The sequence below is a fragment of the Paenibacillus sp. FSL E2-0201 genome (assembly GCF_037963325.1).
In the GTDB taxonomy this organism is placed as follows: Bacteria; Bacillota; Bacilli; order Paenibacillales; family Paenibacillaceae; genus Paenibacillus_AQ.
In genome coordinates, this window is the sequence record NZ_CP150154.1 from 807,767 (window position 1) to 828,902 (window position 21,136).

The 21,136-nt window shown below is 39.9% G+C and carries 16 protein-coding genes; 14 read left to right on the top strand and 2 right to left on the bottom strand.

The genetic code is table 11. From position 1 onward, the window contains the following. The first annotated feature begins 125 nt into the window (after positions 1–125). The 13 genes from NSU15_RS03540 to NSU15_RS03600 all read left to right on the top strand — a co-directional run bounded on the left by NSU15_RS03540 (position 126) and on the right by NSU15_RS03600 (position 16,543). The gene (locus tag NSU15_RS03540; protein WP_076120125.1) at positions 126–854 is read left to right on the top strand and encodes a LytTR family DNA-binding domain-containing protein; all 729 of its coding nucleotides are present in this window, start codon (positions 126–128) and stop codon (positions 852–854) included. Beyond that, complete coding sequence (locus tag NSU15_RS03545; protein WP_076120124.1) at positions 851–2,128, top strand: GHKL domain-containing protein; 1,278 nt, start codon at positions 851–853, stop codon at positions 2,126–2,128. The genes NSU15_RS03540 and NSU15_RS03545 overlap by 4 nt, the downstream gene beginning before the upstream one ends. A 195-nt stretch (positions 2,129–2,323) precedes the next feature. Beyond that, positions 2,324–3,709, top strand: coding sequence for a radical SAM protein (locus NSU15_RS03550; protein WP_339289213.1), 1,386 nt, complete (start codon positions 2,324–2,326; stop codon positions 3,707–3,709). A 5-nt stretch (positions 3,710–3,714) separates the two neighbouring features. Beyond that, positions 3,715–4,959 carry a hypothetical protein gene (locus NSU15_RS03555; RefSeq protein WP_339289214.1) on the top strand — a complete coding sequence of 415 codons (1,245 nt, stop codon included), beginning with the start codon at positions 3,715–3,717 and terminating at the stop codon, positions 4,957–4,959. Beyond that, positions 4,956–5,621, top strand: a complete 666-nt coding sequence (locus NSU15_RS03560) for an ABC transporter ATP-binding protein (protein ID WP_339289215.1) — start codon at positions 4,956–4,958, stop codon at positions 5,619–5,621. Before NSU15_RS03555 ends, NSU15_RS03560 begins: the two co-directional genes overlap by 4 nt. Further along, the gene (locus tag NSU15_RS03565; RefSeq protein ID WP_339289217.1) at positions 5,611–7,929 is read left to right on the top strand and encodes a hypothetical protein; all 2,319 of its coding nucleotides are present in this window, start codon (positions 5,611–5,613) and stop codon (positions 7,927–7,929) included. The genes NSU15_RS03560 and NSU15_RS03565 overlap by 11 nt, the downstream gene beginning before the upstream one ends. A gap of 453 nt (positions 7,930–8,382) precedes the next feature. Further along, positions 8,383–8,676 carry a hypothetical protein gene (locus NSU15_RS03570; RefSeq protein WP_042124136.1) on the top strand — a complete coding sequence of 98 codons (294 nt, stop codon included), beginning with the start codon at positions 8,383–8,385 and terminating at the stop codon, positions 8,674–8,676. Positions 8,677–8,820: 144 nt separating this feature from the next. Further along, positions 8,821–9,207: a VOC family protein gene (locus NSU15_RS03575; protein WP_339289219.1), complete on the top strand. Its 387-nt coding sequence runs from the start codon at positions 8,821–8,823 to the stop codon at positions 9,205–9,207. A gap of 35 nt (positions 9,208–9,242) precedes the next feature. Then, complete coding sequence (locus tag NSU15_RS03580) at positions 9,243–10,118, top strand: aminoglycoside phosphotransferase family protein (protein ID WP_339289220.1); 876 nt, start codon at positions 9,243–9,245, stop codon at positions 10,116–10,118. Positions 10,119–10,310: 192 nt separating this feature from the next. After that, positions 10,311–11,867, top strand: a complete 1,557-nt coding sequence (locus tag NSU15_RS03585; RefSeq protein WP_339289221.1) for a glycosyltransferase family 39 protein — start codon at positions 10,311–10,313, stop codon at positions 11,865–11,867. 31 nt (positions 11,868–11,898) lie between these two features. Further along, a complete protein-coding gene (locus tag NSU15_RS03590; RefSeq protein ID WP_076120117.1) occupies positions 11,899–12,147 on the top strand; it encodes a hypothetical protein in 249 nt (82 codons plus the stop codon). A 102-nt stretch (positions 12,148–12,249) separates the two neighbouring features. Continuing rightward, the gene (yaaA, locus tag NSU15_RS03595) at positions 12,250–13,011 is read left to right on the top strand and encodes a peroxide stress protein YaaA (protein ID WP_339289223.1); all 762 of its coding nucleotides are present in this window, start codon (positions 12,250–12,252) and stop codon (positions 13,009–13,011) included. Between the two features lie 166 nt (positions 13,012–13,177). After that, positions 13,178–16,543, top strand: a complete 3,366-nt coding sequence (locus tag NSU15_RS03600; RefSeq protein ID WP_339289224.1) for a HEAT repeat domain-containing protein — start codon at positions 13,178–13,180, stop codon at positions 16,541–16,543. A gap of 81 nt (positions 16,544–16,624) precedes the next feature. Here the strand turns inward: NSU15_RS03600 and NSU15_RS03605 are convergent, their stop codons facing one another. Beyond that, complete coding sequence (locus NSU15_RS03605; protein ID WP_042124145.1) at positions 16,625–18,400, bottom strand: ABC transporter ATP-binding protein; 1,776 nt, start codon at positions 18,398–18,400, stop codon at positions 16,625–16,627. Beyond that, the gene (locus NSU15_RS03610) at positions 18,387–20,192 is read right to left on the bottom strand and encodes an ABC transporter ATP-binding protein (RefSeq protein ID WP_231574028.1); all 1,806 of its coding nucleotides are present in this window, start codon (positions 20,190–20,192) and stop codon (positions 18,387–18,389) included. Before NSU15_RS03610 ends, NSU15_RS03605 begins: the two co-directional genes overlap by 14 nt. Before the next feature lie 238 nt (positions 20,193–20,430). On the opposite strand from NSU15_RS03610, the gene NSU15_RS03615 reads away from it, so the two are divergent. Next, complete coding sequence (locus tag NSU15_RS03615; RefSeq protein WP_042124149.1) at positions 20,431–21,132, top strand: ABC transporter ATP-binding protein; 702 nt, start codon at positions 20,431–20,433, stop codon at positions 21,130–21,132. Positions 21,133–21,136 lie beyond the last annotated feature (4 nt).

Genomic DNA, 21,136 nt, shown 5'->3' on the forward strand with positions numbered 1-21,136 from the left:
TATTTTGCAAGGACTTCAGACCTACTTTGTTGAATTAATACTAATAAGGTAATATTTACATAACTATAGGCATATATTGAAATTTCAATTTCTTTATTTTATTTCAACAGAGGGAGTTTAGGGGAATGATAAGAATTTGTATTTGTGATGACGAGCAATTACATAGCTCCAAATTAGAGAAGATCATTATGGATAGTCTGGTCTTGTATCAAAACATAGAGTTAGATATTGATATTTATGAATCCGGAAAATCATTATTGAAAGCCTTAAATGCTAGAAACGAAGAGTATCAAATATTATTCTTAGATATTGAAATGGGGATTCTAAATGGAATTGAGGTCGCTAGGGAAATTAGAAAAATAGACAAAAATATGATTATCATTTATGTTACCAGCTATGACAATTACACTATGGAAAGCTTTGAAGTTTCACCTTTTCGATACATACTAAAACCTATACAAGAAGAACAAATAAGTAAAGTATTACTTCACGCAATTGATGAGGTCAGAAGGAATAACCAGTACTTATTCTTCAAAACTCAAAATCTTAACTATCAAATTAAAAGCGAGACGATTCTATCCATTTCCTCTGAGAAAGGTAGGATTATACATGTGGTAACCGTTAATGACGAATTTTCATTCTATGGCACGATAAAAGAGATTGAAGAAATGCTTGATCCATTATCCTTTATAAAAGTAAATCAAGGCACCATTATAAATTTAAATTACATACATATTGTTTCAGGGACTGATATTATTCTTACCAATAAGGAAAGTTTTGCAATTAGTAGAGGGCAGAGGAAAATAGTTAAAGATGCCTATAACCATTTCATAAAAAGGAGGATTGGCTTTTGAGACATGTTGAGGTTATAAGCATTGCGGTTCTAGCTATTCTCTATACGCTTGTTCAGGTGACATCAATTTCAATTTATTTTAATGGATTTCTTAACCTCAGAATCTCAAAGTATAAATTCTATTCTTTAACCTTTCTTTCTATGGGAATCATAAAATTATTGTCTAGTGACACAAACGCTATGGTCAGGTTGCTTTTATTTGTTGTTCTTTTAAGTATCTGTATATTGTACTCATTCTACGGATCAATGGCTCGGAAGATTTACCACATTATCTTTTTTACGCTGATAACTACGCTTGCTGATTTAGCTCTGTCTATCATTACATATAATTATGATCAGAAATTTGAAGGCCAGTTATTTATTATGCTTGTCGTATATTTTAGTGCAAACTTTTTATCGTTGTTAATTGTAATGTTGTCAGCAAAGCTGCTGCTCTATTTTAGATCTGATAATGAGATCGGATTAAGTAATAAGGAATGTTTGTTATTAAGCATTGTTCCCTGTCTATCCTTATTGAGTATATATTGGATTTTCCAATATAAAGATATTAATCAATTCGTTCCTTGTATTTTCTTGTTAATTATTAATGTATGCATCATGCTGATCTACAATAGTTTAGAAGGGAAAAATTTTCTTATACATAAGTACTCCATAATGGAGACACAAAATAAATATTACGAAGAGAGCTTAGAGAATCAAAGGGAAATGTCTAAGCTAAAACATGATCTGAAAAATATTTTATTAAATATAGCCTATGGATTGGAGAGAAAAAAAACAGACGAGGTAAAAGAGGAGCTACAGGAGTTATTAAAAACCAATGTATTCTCATATAGATTATTAACCGGATGTATACCCATCGATGCCATTCTTAATAGTAAGTTAGAACAAACCAAGAAGTATAATATAGAATGCACTTTAGACCTACAAGTTCCTCATGACTTATTTATAGAACATACCATTGATCTAGCGGCCATTTTAGGGAATCTTTTAGATAATGCTGTTGAAGCCGTACTTAGATTAACAGAAGAAATAAAAAAGGAAATTGAAATTAAAATAAAGTTTAGTGAAGGTAAATTATTCATAATCATTGTAAACTCGTCGAATCATGTGAATGTGGACTTCTCCTATGGACGATTAATCTCTGAAAAAGGGAAAAATAGGTACGGCATTGGAATCAGCAGTATCAATGAACGAGTCAAAAAGTTAAAAGGATACTCAGACTTTTCATACGATGAGGGCTATTTTAATTCAATCGTAGTTTTACCAATTCCATAAGAACAAACGGCGGCGATTTCCCATTCATAATAATTGAATGGGAAATCGCCTTTTTGTTATGCAGATTACAACGAGTATTATGCCGATTACAACGAGCAACAAAAAAACAGAAATTATTGGTTTATGATTTCAGCATAAGGAATGAAATGTGACGAATAGTTCCCACTAATAAAAAATGAAAAGTGAAATAGGAGGATGGAAAAATTGTATTTCACGGATAGAGTAATGGATTTCCAGCTTGATGATGAGAGTATCTTATTAATAAATACAATCTCTAGTGCATTTGACATTATTGATTCAGATACTTATGAACGGATTGAGGAAATGAAGAAGGGATATTCCAATTTTGATGATAAAGATGAGCTGATGCAGACTTTAATTAAGAGGGGCTACGTGTTTGAGCAAAAAGAGAAAGAACAAGAGTTCATAAGAAAGTATGCTGAGATACACCAAAAGTATATTGAGAAAAATCTGGTTCGCAGCTTTACCATTTGTCCCACGATGGGTTGCAATTTAAGATGTACCTATTGCTTTGAGGGGGACGAGAATCTAAGTAATAAAAAAGTAATGACTGAAGAACAACTAACTATAATCCTTAATTATATTGATACTTGCATTACTGCACAAACAGAGACTGACACGCCAAAAACATCGATTTCCTTGTTTGGAGGAGAGCCCTTGTTACCTCAGAACATGCCAATTGTACAAAAGACACTTGATTTTGCAAAAGCAAGGGACATCGAAGTGAGAATTGTAACGAATGGAACAACAATAAAATACTACAGTAAGCTTTTGAAAATGTATGATAATGTCATCATTCAGATCACCTTGGATGGTTCAAAGTCTATTCATGATGTCAGACGAATTGGAGTGAGTGGAAGAGGAACCTTTGATCTCATCGAATCAAGTATTGATTTACTGACTGAAATGAAAATAAAAACGCATTTACGAACAAACATAAATCAAGATAATATCGATTCTTTAAGCGATTTGGTCCATTTTATCAAGGAAAAGAAATGGGTGGAATCAGGCTATGTGTATCCTTATGTAGCACCAGTATTAGAGTATTGTGACGGTTCGAACAACTCTATGAAAGAAAGTGAGTTATACTCCAGAGTTCTAGAAATCGAACCCACATTAGGAACTGAAGATTCAATTATTAAAATGGTTGTTTCTCCATGTGTGAATTACCTACAATCGTTCTTTGATTCAAATAATCAAATGAAACCTTGGAAGCTAAATTATTGTGAGGCTACTTCTGGTGGTAATTTAGTATTCTCTCCCGATGGAAATATTTCTACTTGCTTAATGCTAGCCGGTAAGGGGCATCATCAAATCGGATCCTATGACGGCGAAAGTGTAAAGCTTGATCCAAATCTTGAGGGAATGTGGAAAGATCGAACTATACTACGAATTCCACAATGCAAAGAATGCAAGTACGGTCTGATTTGTGGTGGGGGTTGTCCTATAGCAGCCATAGACATAAACCAGGATATTGATTGTCCTGTATGCAGTGATATTGAAGATACAATGAAAGCTTTTGTGAATACAAGAAAGCATCAAATTCTACAAAAGGTGTGATGAGCATGGAGGGGCTGCTACAAGTAAAGCAATATGAAACTAGACAAGAGCTTGATGTAGACGGCAATAGCTTTTATATATTATCGTTTGATCAATCCAGCCATATCAAAGTATCACCTAGAGCAAAAGAAATCATTGATAAGTTAGATGGAACGAACAGTAATGAGGAGATTATTAATGATCTCAATGCAAAAGGTATTAGTATTACAGATAAGGAATTTGATTATTTTATTAAAAAATTTCTTGTTCCTAAAAATATGATGACAAATTCCTCTAACAAATCTGGTGAGAAAAAAAAAAGCTACCTTTGGTTACATCTTCCGATCATTGAGTCATCGAAGTTCCGTGGACTATATTCAATACTGAAATATCTACTCTATAGTCGTTGGGTTGTTATCCCATTGCTGATCATTGTAAGTATTTGTGGAGTATTTTCGGTGATGCATCTTTCAAAATATCCAACGGATATTTTTAATAACCTGAACACTATTCTTGTTATTTTTTTAGTGTATCTCTCCATGTTTATTCATGAGCTGGGGCATGCAACAGCAGCTTATAAGTACGATGTTAACGTTGGGAAAATAGGTATCGGAATTTATTTAACCTATTTTGTGTTCTTTATTGATATGACAAATACTTGGCGTTTAGATAAAAACAAAAGAATTATCAATGATGTCAGTGGGATGTACTTTCAAGTACTCACTACAATTCCAATATTCGTGTGTTATATGATATCACATAATATTTCTTTACTTATCGGCATTGTTCTTATTCTAATGACGTCGGCGATGAACCTTATACCATTCTTAAGAATGGATGGATACTGGCTGTTGTCGGATTATCTAAATGTTCAAAATATTCAGGTCAAAGCGTTTAAGTCAATCAAAGAGATGACTGTAGAATTAATAAATGCAAAGAGAGCAAGAAAAATGGATGAACACTATTCAATCAGTAAGTCTGTATATGTGTATGGTATTTACAGTAGTGTATATGTACTTACTACATGTTTGATTATTCTGTCTCTTCTGTACTCTGTCATGGGCTTAATTCAAAATCATGATTTGTTAATCAACAAATTTATATCCTTACAGCAAAATATAATACATGGAAATATATCTAATGTTTTAGTTGATCTAAATAACCTATTTATTCTGTTTATACCGGTGATCTTTGTTGTTAGCCTGTTGGCATCCTTCTTAAAAAGACTTTACCTCACTTTGAAAATTAAAGGAGGCTTGAAGGCACAATGATTGAGTGTGTAAATGTTAAAAAAGATTTTAGCACTGATAAAAATGTGCAGCATGTTCTAAAGGGAATTGATTTAACCATTGAGCAAGGCGACTTCATCACCATAATGGGGAAATCGGGAAGTGGAAAAACGAGTTTTTTAAATTGTATTTCATTGTTAACAGATGTAACAGAGGGTCAGATCTTAGTGGATGGAAGATCCATTGATACCAAGAACAGAAAAGAGATCGAACAGATCAGGCAAGATTACATTGGACTTGTATTTCAAAACTCAAATCTAATCCCTTGTTTGTCACCCATAGAAAATTTGATTATTGCTATTCATGAAAATTTATCGTATGCAAAGAAAAAGAGTCGTGCAATGGAAATGCTAGAAAGAGTGGGATTAACAAGCAAACATAATCATAAGACACCGACACTTTCTGGTGGGGAAATGCAAAGAGTCGCCATTGCGAGGGCCTTAATTAATAATCCCAAGATGATTCTATGTGATGAACCAACAGGAGCTTTAGACGCTGCCACCGGCAAGAGCATAATGGACTTCCTTCTAGAAGTAACTGCTTCTTATAACAGCGCATTAGTGATAGTTACTCATGATCATTCCATTGGAAGTCTGGGTAAACGACAATATTTAATGAATGAGGGGTTGTTAAATGAAATATAGAGAATTATTTAAACTCTATAATCTTAAAAACCTAAACCAAAATAAATGGTCAATGTTTTTTATAGCCCTTTCAATTGTAATTACAATGACGGTTTCGCTTATTTTGCCTCAAATAAGAATGAGTAAGCAGGAATACATTAATCAGGCTATGCAGGAATCTAACCCTGCTGATCTTGTAGTCACACAATCTTTTCCTTCTAAGAGCTTTGATAAAGCTATAAGCGCATATGAACAGGAAGGAATTCAAACCTCCTATGTTCATTCAGCCCCTGTCTATCTTAAAAATGAAAATAACCAAATGATGCTCTATCTTCTATCCGGTTACGAAAATTTATCCGAGGATGAGGTTGTAATCTCTGAAGGATTGGCGAACAAGCAGCATTTAAATGTAGGGGATACAATCCATCTAATAGGAATTAAGGAACAAGACAAAGCCTTAAAGATCACGAGAATAGAATATCTCCCTATTGATGTTGTGGATGATGCCCAGGTTTCTGGTTATATCAAGACTAACAATTTAGAATCCTCCTATCATTCTGACGCTGGATTAGTATTTATTTCCGGTAAATCCGGAGAGTTATTGAAACAAGAACTGCAAACCCTGGAGTCTGGTTATAAATACAAAACAATTGAAGATAGAAGAAATGAATTATTCTCAGACTTAGATAAACAGATTATGGCTTTGAATTTGATTAGTACTGTAGGGTACTTATTAGCAATCGCCGTGTTGATTAGTGGGATTACGATGTTGATTGTGAGAAGCCAAAAAGATATTGCTGTGTTAATGCTAATTCCTATCAAGATGAAGGACATTATTAAGGCAATGAAATTAGAGATCAATATTTTGATCTTTACCCCATTAATTTTGTCCGTTATTTTCAGCATTCCACTCGCAAAAATGATTTTAGCTGCAGAAAATATTAGTGTTAATTACACAGCCGCTTATATGATAAATATTCTTAAATTTGTAGTCTTTAATATTTTTGTATTCCTTTTGTACAGAAATATTGCACTAAAGTATATGGTCAATCTAGATCCTGTTCTTATTGTCAAAGGAGATCATGGTCTCCCTAAAAGGAATAGGCTAAGAAATATTGGGATTATTCTATCTCTCCCAGTTGTCTTTTCCGTATATGCAGTTTTATTGGGTAGTGGTACATCCATGGCGAGTAACTTTATTTTATTAATTACGTTATGCGCTATTTTTATAGGGATATTACTGCTCATTGAGCTGATTACAAGACTTCCAGTATGGAAATATCATCGTAGTACCTTATATACATTTAAAGAAATTAAAAAAAATAAGCTCGTTTTTGTAATAGGGATTTTAAATTTAACCATGATGCTTTGGTTTATTCTAATAGGCTTTGGGTTAGCAAACACCTTAAAGGAATCTGTTGATATGGGGTATCAACAATCCTTACCCTATAACTATTTAATGAAGACAAGTGATGAAGAGGCTCTAAATCAGGTGTTGGTTAACTCCGGTGATATAAAGACATTCACGATAATGCACTATATGGATGCAAAGATAGAAAATGATGAGGTCTCCAACAAACAAGTTCGTATCAATGAAATTGACCAAAAGAACTATACCTCAAAATTTAAAATTACCGAGGGGCAAGATGTCTTTGAAGGAAATCCAAGAGAAATACTCATCTCAAAAGCATATGCAGACGCCTATAAAATCAATATTGGAAATACCCTAGAAATTACGAACGAAGAGAAAACTGTGAATTATAGAGTAAAGGGAACCTACGATTCTGCTGGTATCAATAATAATTGGATGTTGAAAGCTTCCGAAAATCAATATAGCGATACAATTTATTTGGTAAGAGCAATTGATGATGGATTCCTTAATGAAGTGAAGGATAGCTATATTGCTAACATGAATGTAGTTGGAGATTACCTGTTATCTAAAATGGATTCATTCTTAACTAGTTTTAAATATATCTGTTTTCTTTTCATCGTGGCAGCAGTCATATTTAACGTTAATTTACTTAGCTTAATGAATGATCTCAATAGAAAAGAGTATGCAATCATCCGGTCTTTAGGCATTGGTAAGAAAATTCTTGTGAAGCAATATATGATCAAAGCCATAATTAGCATAATATGTTCGCTTACGATGTCATTGGTTCTATTTTCTGTAGTTATATCCGTTGCTGTTTCAGCTATTTCTAAAGGAAATGCAATTATTGATGGAAGTATGTATGTATTTATCATTGTTATATCTGTTTTGTTTGTACTTGTAGGAAATATATCTCTTTTCAGTGGAAAATATAATGATTTAGAAGTGATTAGAGAATGAAACTAATTATTCATATGACAACTGCGACAACTATTGTTACTTTTCTACAGTAACTAAATAAATATGAATGTTATATGTGAATTCATTTATGCCATCAATTGTTTCCGCTAATTCAAAATGAAAGGAGTGGAAGGTAAATGCATTCTTTAAACGCCACAGAATCCCTTTGGACTGATGAATCCGTAGAAAATTTGGAAACGAGAGAAGAGTATGGTTGTTTCTGCTTCTCCATTTGTTTCTCACTATGCTTCTGTTTCTGTTTCTAATTTAAACTAAATATTTCTAACTGGTTAGGTTTTCTTGGTAACAATAGTTGTGATATTCGTTCAAAGTAATTAACCAGTTAGAAATATGAAGAAAGCAGTATGTTAGTACTTTTAAGCAGGAGCAAGGGGAGTTAACTTGAACCTGCTTAATTATTTTTTTGGGTGAAAAGTAAGGAGGGCGAAAGTTATGATTCCATTAGTTGTATTAGTTGTTGTATTTGCTTTATTGACTATAACGCTATCATGTTTATGGCTCTACAACGATTGTTTGTATCGAGGGATAAATCCTTGGATTTGGGTATTATTAATGATTGCGACCACTCCCATATTGGGATTCATTTTATATTCGCTTATCGGAAAAAGAGGAATATCAATTACGGGTAAGTCTATAAAGAATAAGTATATAGGATCTGCGGTTTTTATTACCATACTGTTGCTTATCTTTTCAAGTATCGGATTGGCATTTTATTCAGTGACATAAGTAGTACAGTTAGATTTAGCTGAGAGTGCTCTGTAGAGTTTCTACAGAGCTTTTTATTATTGTATAGTTCATTTCATTATTTTACCGGCTATGTTACTATGTCTACGATCTAAAAGGAATAATTTTGAATCGTAGGAGGGTTTTATGGAAATCGGTGCGATCACTTTTATTGTAAAAGACATGGAAAAGATGGTTACATTCTATCGGGATGTCATGAACATGGCTTTGGAATGGGATGGCGGCGTATTTACCGGGGTTCAGCTTAAGAGTGGTGTGTTCTTTAATTTATGCCAACGGGATGCGCTTAGTATCTCAGGGCTAGGTTATCCTAATGGGTTGAATGGGACACTGGAGGTCTCATTTGGCGTTCCCTCGCCTGAGGAGGTCGACAAGGAATTTGATCGTCTGGTGACTGCCGGTGCAACGCCTATAAAAGAACCGATTTCGCAGCCTTACGGGTTGCGTGAAGCTGTTGTGGCTGACCCAGAAGGCAATTTGCTTGAGATCGTAGCGGGCATTCCAGAAAATTAATATCTGCGAACAACCGAGCGAAAGGAGGGACACTTTTGAGAACCCCAATAACTAACGTAAACTGGTTAGAACACCAAGAAATCATCATGCACGACTTACTCATTCAAGAAGCCACTTTAACCACCTATCCGATGGAGGATGGCTTTGAAGCTGAGGTTCTAAAGATCAGTTCAGGCCAGGAAAGCTTTGTTTTGAAAACATGGAGTAAGATCTCCAAACCAGATGTTCAGTTTCAATATCGATTATTGGAGGTCCTGTCCGAACGAGGAGTAGCCGTCTCTAAGCCAGTGGGCTGGGGGATTAATCCCGATGGGGATAAGGTGTTGTTAACAAGCTTTGACGGAACGCCAATTCTTAAAGTGAATGATAAGATAATGAAGAAGCTCGCAAGCATTTTAGCCAGAATTCATCAAATAGATATTGCTGAGCTTGAACATATACAACTACCTAAGTACGACTTCGTCGATTACTTTTTTCCTGAAGTGAGTGAGCACGCAGATCTTAAACAAGCACTGATTTCTCTAGTAAAGCAAACGCCAATGAAACAGGACCGTATCATTCATGGAGATTTTCACTTAGGAAATATAGTTGAGGAACAAGAGCAGTTTACCGTCATTGACTGGACGAACGGCCAGTTGGGAGACCCAAGATATGATTTTGCATGGTCATTTATTCTGCTGAAAATCCACCTATCTGAGCGTTATGCCCGTGTGTTTCGTTCTGCTTATCTATTGGAGAATGACATGGAGCAGGAAGAGCTTGAGGTCTTTGAAGCATGGGCTTGTCTTAGATGGATCTTGCTGAATAGACGAGGTAGTACACCTAAAGGACCTAATGTAACGAAGAGGGTAAAGAGTTTAATAGGAAGTAATCAATTCTTAAAGGATTTGGAATTCGTAGGGTTTAAATGATCTTTTCCGCAATGAATATTTAACAATACTGACCGCAACCCTTTGCATGGAGGGCGGTCTATTTGCGTTTGTTCACTGCGGGGTCCCGGCATACCCAATTTTCATTGAATATTCAGTTTGGGTATTTATAATGCTTTTATGAATCAGAGGATGTTCTTGTATAGGACTTCGACTGTGAAAAGGAGGGTTTCCATGGTAAGGGCAATTCAAAAATCATTATATCTCATCTTTGCATTCTTCATTGGACTGTTTATCGCTTCCTCCTTTTTTATCCGAGCGAAATATAATTATTTCGTATATGGGGACACGCCAGTTTTGGAGAAGCAACAGCTGGGCCTTTTTATTCTAGGGATTGTGGTGGTGCTGGCGTTAAGCGTTATTTTGTATAAAATATGCCTGAAGCTTAATCCGTACAGTTGGAAAATCGTCATTCCAGCCACATTGCTGTGTTCTTTTGCCATTCAGATCGTGATCATTTTTCTGTTTCCTCGCTTGCCGACGGATGATTCGCAGACGGTGCTTTCACTGGCACTCGAAATGCTGTACAGGAATGATTATTCATCTTTTGACACGACGGGTTACTTGCATATGTTCCCGTTTAATTTCTCGATTGTTGTGTATTTAAAAACGTTACTACAGTTATTTCCGGATAATTATTTGGTGATCAAAATATTCAATATTCTATTTACACTCTTAACCTCGTTAATGATTTACCTGCTGTATAAAGAGCTCAATGAGAAGTCGAAGGATCGTGACTATGGTATTCTCGTGTTTGCTGCAACCTATATCCCTTCTTTGTTTATGAGTAATTTAATCTATAACGATGTGATTGCTACAGCCTTTCTAACAAGTGCTTTATATTTCGCTGTGAGATTTATAAAAAGAAAGTCCATAAAGGATATCCTCTTCGCAGCCATCCTTCTGGCAGTCGGCAACTATTTCCGAAGCATCGGTGTTATTGTTCTGATTGCTGTGGTGGTCAGTCTTTTGTTCAACATGCGTGCGATCGGGGTGAAAAAAGCTCTAAGCGCTTTGTTTATCACGATTTTATTGTTCAATACTCCGAGCTGGACGCAAAATGCTGTGTTGCAGGCGACGAGTGTTGTAGATGAACCGATTACTACAAATTCCGCACCTGTCTATATGTGGCTAAATATGGGGATCAATCTGGAGACGTTTGGGTTCTGGGATAACTGGCAGAGCTATACGATCTATCAGCAGGAGGCAAATTATAATAAGGCAGAAAGTACGGAGCTATTTAAAGAGGAAATCAGTAATAAACTCTCAGAGGCGAGCCTAAGCGACTTAGTGAAAATGTATTATAAAAAGATCGTTTGGACCTGGACAGAAGGCACATACCAGATGGAACGATATGGTCTGGGAAATGACGGATCATCCAGTAACGGCGGAAGAATGGGCTTTGTCATGGACCGTTATAGCTACACTAACGCTGCAACAGATTTGTTTAAGGCGGACTCAAGTTACAGAAGCGGGCTGCTGTGGTTACTATATGTTCTGAATTTCCTGATGTATGTTTGTATACTCATTCGTTTAATCGGTGGAATAAGAGCGAAAAGATATGGGGAGTCCTCTTTGATTCTTGTGGTGCTAGGCTTTATCGGATTCTATCTACTATGGGAGATTAAGTCTCGGTATATCTACCCGGTGTATCCGCTGCTGATCGTGTTATCCTATATGGGCTTTAAAGATGTATATGATTATATGATAAAAAGATATTTTTCACGTTGACCATTTTTGCTCGGAAAGAGGGGGTTCAAAGATGCGGATTAGGCGATATCTCGCTTTGCTCATAGCAGTGCTAAGTTGTTCCATGGTGCTCGTCTCTTGCGATGCCATCACCGCGCAGAAGATATCAAGTACAGATTCTGGTTCGAGGGCGAACGGGGGACAGGGCTTTAACGGTGGTCGGGGTAAAGATGGAGGTGTCTCTCCCGGCATGAATGGCGGGACAAGAAGAAATGGCAGCCAGGGTACGGATGGTGGTAGCGGGCAAAGCGGGCGGCAGTGAAAAATTTCATGAACTTGCCCCAAGCCTACGAAGATTAAGTGTGATAGGATAAAGTTACGTATAAATTCCCCGCGGGGGTAAGAAAAGAGAAAAGGGAGCATCATGAGAATCATTATATCGCCTGCCAAGAAGATGAAGATGGATACGGATTTTATGGATTGCCGCCAGCTGCCGCATTTCATAAGCGAGTCACAGACTCTTCTGGCCTTATTACAAAAGTTGAATTATGAAGAAGCCAAATCGCTATGGAAATGCAATGATGCCATCGCTACGTTAAATGTAGAGCGGATTCGTGAGATGGATGTAACACGGAATCTTACACCGGCTATCTTTTCTTATGAGGGTATCCAGTATCAGTACATGGCACCTGGGGTACTTCAAATGGAGGAGCTCGAATATCTTCAGCAGCATTTACGGATATTGTCCGGGTTCTATGGAATCGTCCGGCCGTTTGACGGCGTTGTTCCGTACAGGCTGGAGATGCAGGCTAAGCTTAGCGGACCAGGTTTCAAATCTATCTACGAGTTCTGGAACAGGAAGCTGGCAGATCAGCTATTTTCGGAAACTGACATCATTCTGAATCTGGCCTCCAAGGAATACAGCAAGTGCATCTCCCCGTATGTTGGCGGAAACGTTCGAATGATTAGTTGTGTATTTGGGCAGGAAATCGGCGGTAAGATCGTTGAGAGAGCGACTCTAGTCAAGATGGCCAGAGGTGAGATGGTACGCTTCATGGCTGAGCGGCAAATCACCTGTGTGGAGGATATCAAAGGCTTCGACGGGTTTGATTTCAGCTATGCGGATGAGCTGTCGGATGAGAGTACGTATGTGTTTATACAGAAAAAGAATGAAGAGAGTAAGTAGTATACGGTGGGTAATCTTGAAGACGGTTGAACGACCAGCTTCAGGGTTACCTTTATTTTTTGCTCACCGAAACGAGTTGTTAAATTTTAGGATTGTTGAAGGGGAAAGATTGCGGTGTAGAGAATAATGTTCGGATGGAATAAGAACAGGTGAAAGAGGAGGGCTTATGATTTTTAAAAGAGATCCATTGGACAAACAGAGCTTACTTAAAGAATTGGATTCACTAGGCTATTCCGACAGAGTCAAAAAAGTAGCGATATTAGGCCGTGATCATCTTGGATCTGCACAATACTCCCAATTACTAGCCTCTTTACTGGAGGATGGCGTTTATGAAGCACGTCTTGCTTTAATCGGTGCGATTGCAACACATGATGCCCCTATTATTCTGTCAGCACTGCGGCATCCCATGGCAAGTATCAGAAATACGGCTGCGGGTCTTTTGGCAAAGGTGGCTTCAGATGCTGATATTGAACGTGAGCTCCCCCATTTATCCCATGATTGCCGCCGCAAGCTGCTGCACAGTATTTCACAGATTAACCGTCAGAAATTAGCGGAACGCTTATTAACTGTAGTGTATGCCCGGTGGGGAGCGGAGGAAGCCGCGATTATATTGCAGGCCTGTTATTCGGCAACGGTAAGTAAATGGCTTGCTGATATCGGATATGCCATAAAAGACTGGAAGAAATTATCCAGCCGGCATTTTGACGTAGTAGCGAAATACTTCGAAACAACGCTAGAAAGCACACCACCCAGGGAAAAGGGATATGTCTGGTGGAGGTTCTCATCAGCTATGGAGATCCTATGCAATCTGAAGGCGGATCTGGTACTTGCGTGTGCGATGAATCATGGACCCGAGGGTGTCATACATCCTGCGTTAAAGGAGCAACTTGGCACGCTTGTACGCCAAAATCCGAATAAGGTGTATCAGCTGCTGACACGAACGGAGTCGCGGAGCGATCTGATTTCTTATGGTGTGCCTGAAGGGGTACTAAAAAGAAAAAAATATTTATCCATGGATCAATGGATTGAGATAGCGAAATTACTCGCAGATCACCCGATGCATTTAGCGAAGTTGCTGCATAATATTGCACCTTCCAACCGTAAAGTGATTTTTGATGCCGTGTATGAAGAAGATAAGCGCCGTGAACGCGTTTTTCCAGAAAGATTATTATATGTATTACCACATGCCTTGCGTGACAAGGAAGCCACCCGGATGCTTGGCCTTCGTGAAATCAATGATGACCGAGAGAGAACAATCAGACTCACTGCTTGCCGTTCTATTCTTCATTCAAGAGCGGGGCTTGAACAAGCAACAAAGGTATCCAGTTCAGAAGAACGTTCCACGGCGCTTATGCAACTGATAAGAAGTACGGTTCTGTCGAGACAGGGTATGCATGAGACTTTGGTATTTTTGAGCCGGATTAGAAATGAGCAGGATCCTGTTCGAGGTTTTGTGTTTAAGGAGCTTTCTGAAAGTCCTGCGTCTGTGTTCACCGATGCCCATGTACAAGAACTTACTAGGCTTGTTGATAGTGTTATAGATGCCATAGATACTTCATATGGTACGAAGTTTTCCGTTCAACAACTGGCATTTGTTATTCTCCGGCATAACGCATTAAATCCTCACAGTGAGTTGTTCAAGTTCTCTTTAAATACGATCCGGAAACTGGCCCAGCAGAACGGACAGCTTTCACTTCCATCATTGGAGAAGAATTTACCCCAAGGAGTAGAAGAGGTCATCTTTGATGAAATCTATACATTAGCTGTACAGGGCAACAAAAGAGAAGACTACAATCTAGTGCTTAGCCTGGCCAGCTCATTTGGTAAAAGAGGCTACGGTATTGTAAAACTTCAAAATTTGTTAAAGGAAGCAACGAGAGCAAAGGCAGATTCTACAGCTATACAAGCAGTCAGACATTGGCTTTCGCCTCATACAACGCGTGATGCCAGAGTTAAGGAACTATTAGCTTTGGATAAATCGTATATTACGATCCATGAAGTATTCCAGCATCTGCATCTAAAACGTCAAGAATGGCTCGATCCCTTTATTTCGGGGGCTGCCATCAAAGGTAAATTCTTATCAGGTAAAACGATCTATCTTGTGCCAGCTACGGACGGATTCAACAGGTGGCTGCCGCGCCAGCAGCAAGCATTAAGTGCCTTATTAGAAAAAATCGCATTCGATGCTAAGCGTAACCATTGGGAGCGTTCGAGAGTTATTAAGATCATGGCAAGTATGCCTGATCTTGCTCCGGATAGATTACTTGAGCTTTTACAGGATAAGGAAGTAACCGTAGTAGAAGCTGCACTTCATGCCCTTTCACTCATGGAAGAACCGGAGAAGGCACTTTCCGTTCTGCTGGAGAATCTGGATGGGGTCCGGGCCCGTGTAGCCATGTACTCGATACCCAGATGCATCCGTAGAGTGAATCCGGTGTTACTGGTTTCCATGCTGAAAGAGCTGCTGAATCGGGATAAGCTGAAGATCACTGTTAGAAAAGAGGCCATCCGCTTACTGGGTGCTTATAGAAGCGATAACAGCATTCCACTATTGATAAACGAGTTCGAGAAACCAAATGCACACAAGGATGTAATCATTGCCATAGGGCATGCTGCGAAACAGCTTTTAGATGATGAGCGCGCTTGGAAGATTTTAAGTGCAATGGCCGCTTCATCAGAAAGTGATATCGCAAGGAGCTTGTTATCCCAACAGCCTAATGATCTTCCGCTAGACTATAGACTTCGCTATTTAAAATTAATCATTGAAATCGGAAATCATCCGGATGGGTTTGTCGGCAAGTATGCTTTCAGTTCTATGATGTGGTGGACCAATGGAAATGAAGGCATTGTTGCAGCTGCCACTGCTCAGGCTATTACGGATTTGAAAGACAGCACTAGATGGGAATTTGCCATGAACACGCTAATACAAACCTGCCGCGATGGTAAGATCAATGAGGTTGTAATCGGCGTTTGTCAGAAATTAGCTAGTGCGGCGATAAGCGATGAATGGAATGCAACTACCAGTAGAGATTTGCCTCATCGGCAACGTCTCCTGAAACTTATCAACCAGCTGAACGCTTTGCCAACAATCACCCGGGTACACCTTAAACCTTTGTATACGGGATTGATTGAGTGTCTAACATCGGAGGAGACTTTACAGCAAGTTGTGATGAAGCTTTATATAGCAGTAATAGACTGGAATAATGTGAAGGAATCCGCCACGTATCTGAATCAGATGGTTAACAGTATTTCATATCAACCGCAGCTGTTGAGCGATGCCTACAAGCAGGTTGCGTATAATTTAAAAGACAGCACAGGCTACTGGAGTCCGGAGACGTTATTGGAAATTATAGATGTGCTAGGGTCTGAGGGTAGTTACGAATCTCAGTATATTGGACTTTCGTTGCTTGAGGTTGCCGGAAGTGCTCTACTCTGGAGTTCAGAGCCTGCAGAGCGTTTGAGGGTGTACAGAAATCACACGAATATTGCGATTCGCTCACTGGCGCTAAATATTTGGACAGTGATAGATTAGTTTTCATATTTTTAAGAACATATAAACACCAAAAAAGCTCAGGGCGATTTACAGCCTGAGCTTTTTTTGGTGTTTATTGAGTTATGCTTCCATCTTCTGTGCCGTGTAGAGGCGGTAGTAAAGCCCCTTTTGTGCGATAAGCTCATCATGTGAGCCGCTTTCCGCAATACCTTTATTAGATACATACATAATACGGTCGCAGTTTTTTACGGTGGACAGGCGATGCGCGATAATGAACGAGGTACGTCCTTTAAGGAGCTCATTCAGACCTTTTTGCAGCAAACGCTCAGTCTTCGCATCGATCGATGAAGTGGCTTCATCTAGTATGAGAATTCTCGGATCAGCCAAAAGCGTTCTTGCGAACGAGATGAGCTGCCGCTGTCCTTGAGATAGCTTGGAGCCGCGCTCGTTGACCTCTGTCAGGTAGCCTTGATCGAATTCACGGATGAATTCATCGGCACAGACGGCTTTCGCTGCGGCGATTACTTCTTCCTCGGTGGCATCGAGTTTACCGTAACGAATATTGTCCAAGATCGTACCGGAGAAGATGAAACTATCCTGTAGCATAATTCCCATTTGGCTGCGCAGAGACTTCAGTGTAACCTGCGAGATATCCTGATCGTCGATAAGAATCTTACCGCTGGAAATATTATAGAAGCGCGAGATCAGATTGACGACCGTAGTTTTGCCTGCACCTGTTGGTCCCACCAGAGCGATGCTTTCTCCCGCTTTGATCTTAAAGGAGATATTCTCCAGAATATTGAGTCCTGGGTCATAGGCAAAGGTCACATCGTCGAAAGTGACATGGCCCTCTACAGGTCGCAGTGTCTTCGCGTCCGGAATATCACTGACGGTAACTGGTTCATCCAGCGTCTCGAAGATACGCTCAAGATAGGCAACGGCGTTGATGAAGTTATTGTACAGGTTCGAAAGATTCAGAATCGGCTGCCAGAAGCGGGCAGCGTAGCTGCTCATCGCCAGAATGACACCGAGGGTCATGTCTTGTGGACTAAGTGTTAGTAGGCCTACAAGGAAAATCAATGATGTAACGATCGTAGACAAGTTGTCTACCGAGAATGGAATAAGCATGTTGTAACGTAGAGCCTTCATCCATTCTGTACGGAAATTACCCGCCAGACGTGTGAAGATTCCTTCGTTACGTTGTTCCCGGGAGAACATTTGCGTCACACCAATACCGCTGATGCTTTCTTGCAAATAGGCGTTCAGGTTGGAGCTCTTATTGGATACCGCTTGCCAAGCCCGGCGTTGCCGAGTTTTGATCAGCATCATGATGCCAAAGAATACCGGAAGTCCTGCAAGGATGACAAATGATAGACGTACGTCAACGGCGAACATGAAGGCTGCAATAAAGAGCAAATTCACGATTTCTAGAATAAAGTTGATAATACCGTTGGACAGTACATCGGAAACGGCGTTGACATAGTTTACGACCCGGATGAGAATCTTGCCCTGCGGCCGGTCGTCATAATATTTGAAGGGCAACTCTTGCAGATGCTTAAACAAATCTGTACGGATATCAAAAATAATATCCTGCCCAACACTCGTCATGATGCGTGATCGTATAGTAGCCAGATAAACACTGACCACAATGGTCAGAAGCATCAGTCCAGCCCAGCCCAGCAGCGCAAGCTTGGCTTTTGCCGGAATGGTTACGTCGATCACATGCTGCATGATCAGTGGAGCCGATAGGGATATAGCCGCTGAAAGCGCACTGAGTATAAATGCAACAATCATTGGCGTTTTCTTACGTTTGATGTATACCATCGCACGCCGGAAGTGTTTTATATTAAACGGCGATTCCAGATTCTCATCGACGTCGAATTTATTCCTTGCCACTTGCGGTCACCTGCCTTCCAATACCCTCGTTCTGCAGTTTAAACACATCGTAGTAGTAGCCCCGTTTCGCCAGTAGTTCGGCGTGGGTACCTTCTTCAACCAGCTTCCCGCCATCCAGAATGAGAATGCGGTCAGCCTGCGCGGTCGTAGATACACGCTGCGCGATAATAATCTTCGTGCAAGGGTAATCCAGCTCGCGTAGACTTTTCTGAATATGTTCCTCCGTCTCCAAATCGACAGCAGAGGTCGTATCATCCAGAATTAGGATCGGACGGCGTACGGCCAAGGCACGTGCTAAAGCGATACGCTGTTTTTGACCTCCGGATAGACCGACTCCGCGTTCCCCGACAACGGTATCATAACCTTCAGGCATTTTGGTAATGAAGTCGTGTGCGGCCGCGAGCTCGGCATAGCCTTTTGCATCTTCTTCCGGAAGATCAGGATCGCCATAGGCAATGTTTCCATCAATAGTATCAGAGAACAAGAGTACATCTTGGGTCGCCATACCAATATTATCGCGGAGCTCATCGAGCTCTAGCTTTCGGACATCAACGCCGTCGACAAGTACGCGCCCCTCGGCTACATCATAGAATCGAGGAATCAGATTGATGATTGTTGTTTTGCCTGATCCGGTCGAGCCCATGATTGCTATAGTTTCACCAGGTTCAACGGTAAAGCTAACATCGTCAAGTACGATAGCGCTGTCATATTTGAAACGAACATGATCGAACTCAATACGGCCTTCGTAACGGCGTTTAGTAGTGGACTTATGTTCATTTATAATATTTGGCTTGGCGTAATAGATATCAACAATTTTGGATAAGCTCGCAAAAAAGCGCTGAATATCGTTGATAATAATACCGATGTTGCGCATAGGGTTGGATACAGCCCAGATCAGCGACGAGAAAGCCGTGAATTCACCGAAGGTGATCCGGCCGTTCATTAGGAACAAACCACCCACCAACATAAGAATTACGTTGAAGCCCTGAGCGAATGATTCCAGATAAGGAAAGTAATCAAGCCATACAAGGGCGGCCTTTTTGTTCGCCGTGGAATAGTTGACATTCTTCTCTGTGAATTTTTGGACCTCGAACTCCTCGCGGGCAAAAGCCTTAACCACACGGTTTCCTGAAATATTCTCCTGAGTTGTCGTGTTAAGCTGGGACAACCGCTCACGCAGGTCGATATACATAGGACGAACGCGTTTAGCAAATATGTAAGCCACAATAAAAATGGGCGGTGACAGGATTAGCATCCACAACGTCAGCTGAGCATCTATAGTGAAAAAATAGATAACAGCGGCGATGAAGATCGTTAGCGATTCAATGATCGTTTTGAAAATCCATGCCATCGAGTGCCGAACCATATCCAGATCCCCGGTCATCTTGGTCATGAGATCGCCGGTTCGGTTATGGTCGTAATATTCTCTGTCCTGTCCTTGAATCTTGTTGTACAAAAAAATACGGATATTGTACATCATGTTTTGCGAGGACTTTTCATACTGCATGGTTGTAAAATAAGCAAGTCCTGTACGCAGTAGAGAAAATCCAATCATGCCTAGGCAGAGCATAATTAATAATTGCCGTTCTTGTGTAAGATTCTGCAGGGCATTGTCACCCGCAATAAACGTATCGACAATGCGCTGACTGATGTACGGGTTCACGATCGTAAGACTTGAGCCCACCACCGAGAGGCAGAGCGCCAGAATATACCGTGTCCGGTTCCCCTCTAAGTTCTGCCAAAGCCATTTCAGTTCGAACATCTGATCACCTGTTTCTGTTTGTTCTTTCACTCTTGCCTGAAAAGAATGAATAAATCAAGGTGATTATAACACTATCAAATGACTAAGTATCGTTTACGGAAAAATTTCCTTGTTACATTATTGTTACAAAAAAATGAACTTATTAATGATGTGAATTTTACCTTGCATAATGAGGGTTTGCCATTCGGGCTTGGGCGTTCTAATTATGATAAACTGAAACAATGTAAAGTAATTAGGCTTGGTTTGGATAGAGACAGGAGGATGAGGAATGAGCTTTGTTGCTGTAAAAGGGGAGTACAAGCGTTACAAAATGGGTGAAAGTGTGATTGTTGCCAACGACGGAATTGATTTTGAGATAAATAAAGGTGAGTTTGCAGTGATTGTCGGTCCCAGCGGTGCAGGTAAATCGACGGTGCTTAATATTCTTGGCGGGATGGATTCTGCCGACGAAGGCCAGGTCATTGTGGACGGTACGGACATAGCCAAGTTCAGTGCCAAGGAGTTGACAGGCTACCGCCGCAATGATGTGGGTTTTGTGTTCCAGTTCTACAACTTAGTGCCGAATCTTACCACGCTAGAGAATGTTGAGCTTGCTTCTCAGATTTCCCCGCGTGCACTAGATGCGCGTAAGGTGCTGGAGGATGTGGGACTGGGCGCGCGGCTGGATAATTTTCCGGCTCAGCTGTCTGGTGGCGAGCAGCAACGTGTCGCTATTGCCAGAGCGCTAGCTAAACAGCCGAAGCTGCTCCTATGCGATGAGCCAACAGGTGCACTAGACTACAATACCGGCAAGCAAGTGCTCAAGCTGCTTCAGGATACCTGCCGCAATACAGGGACGACAGTCATTGTAATCACGCATAATCTGGCGATTGCGCCAATGGCAGACCGGGTTATTGAGATTAACAATGCTAAGGTACGGAAGATGGTAACCAATCCTTCGCCAGTATCTGTTGAAGATATCGAATGGTAAGGAG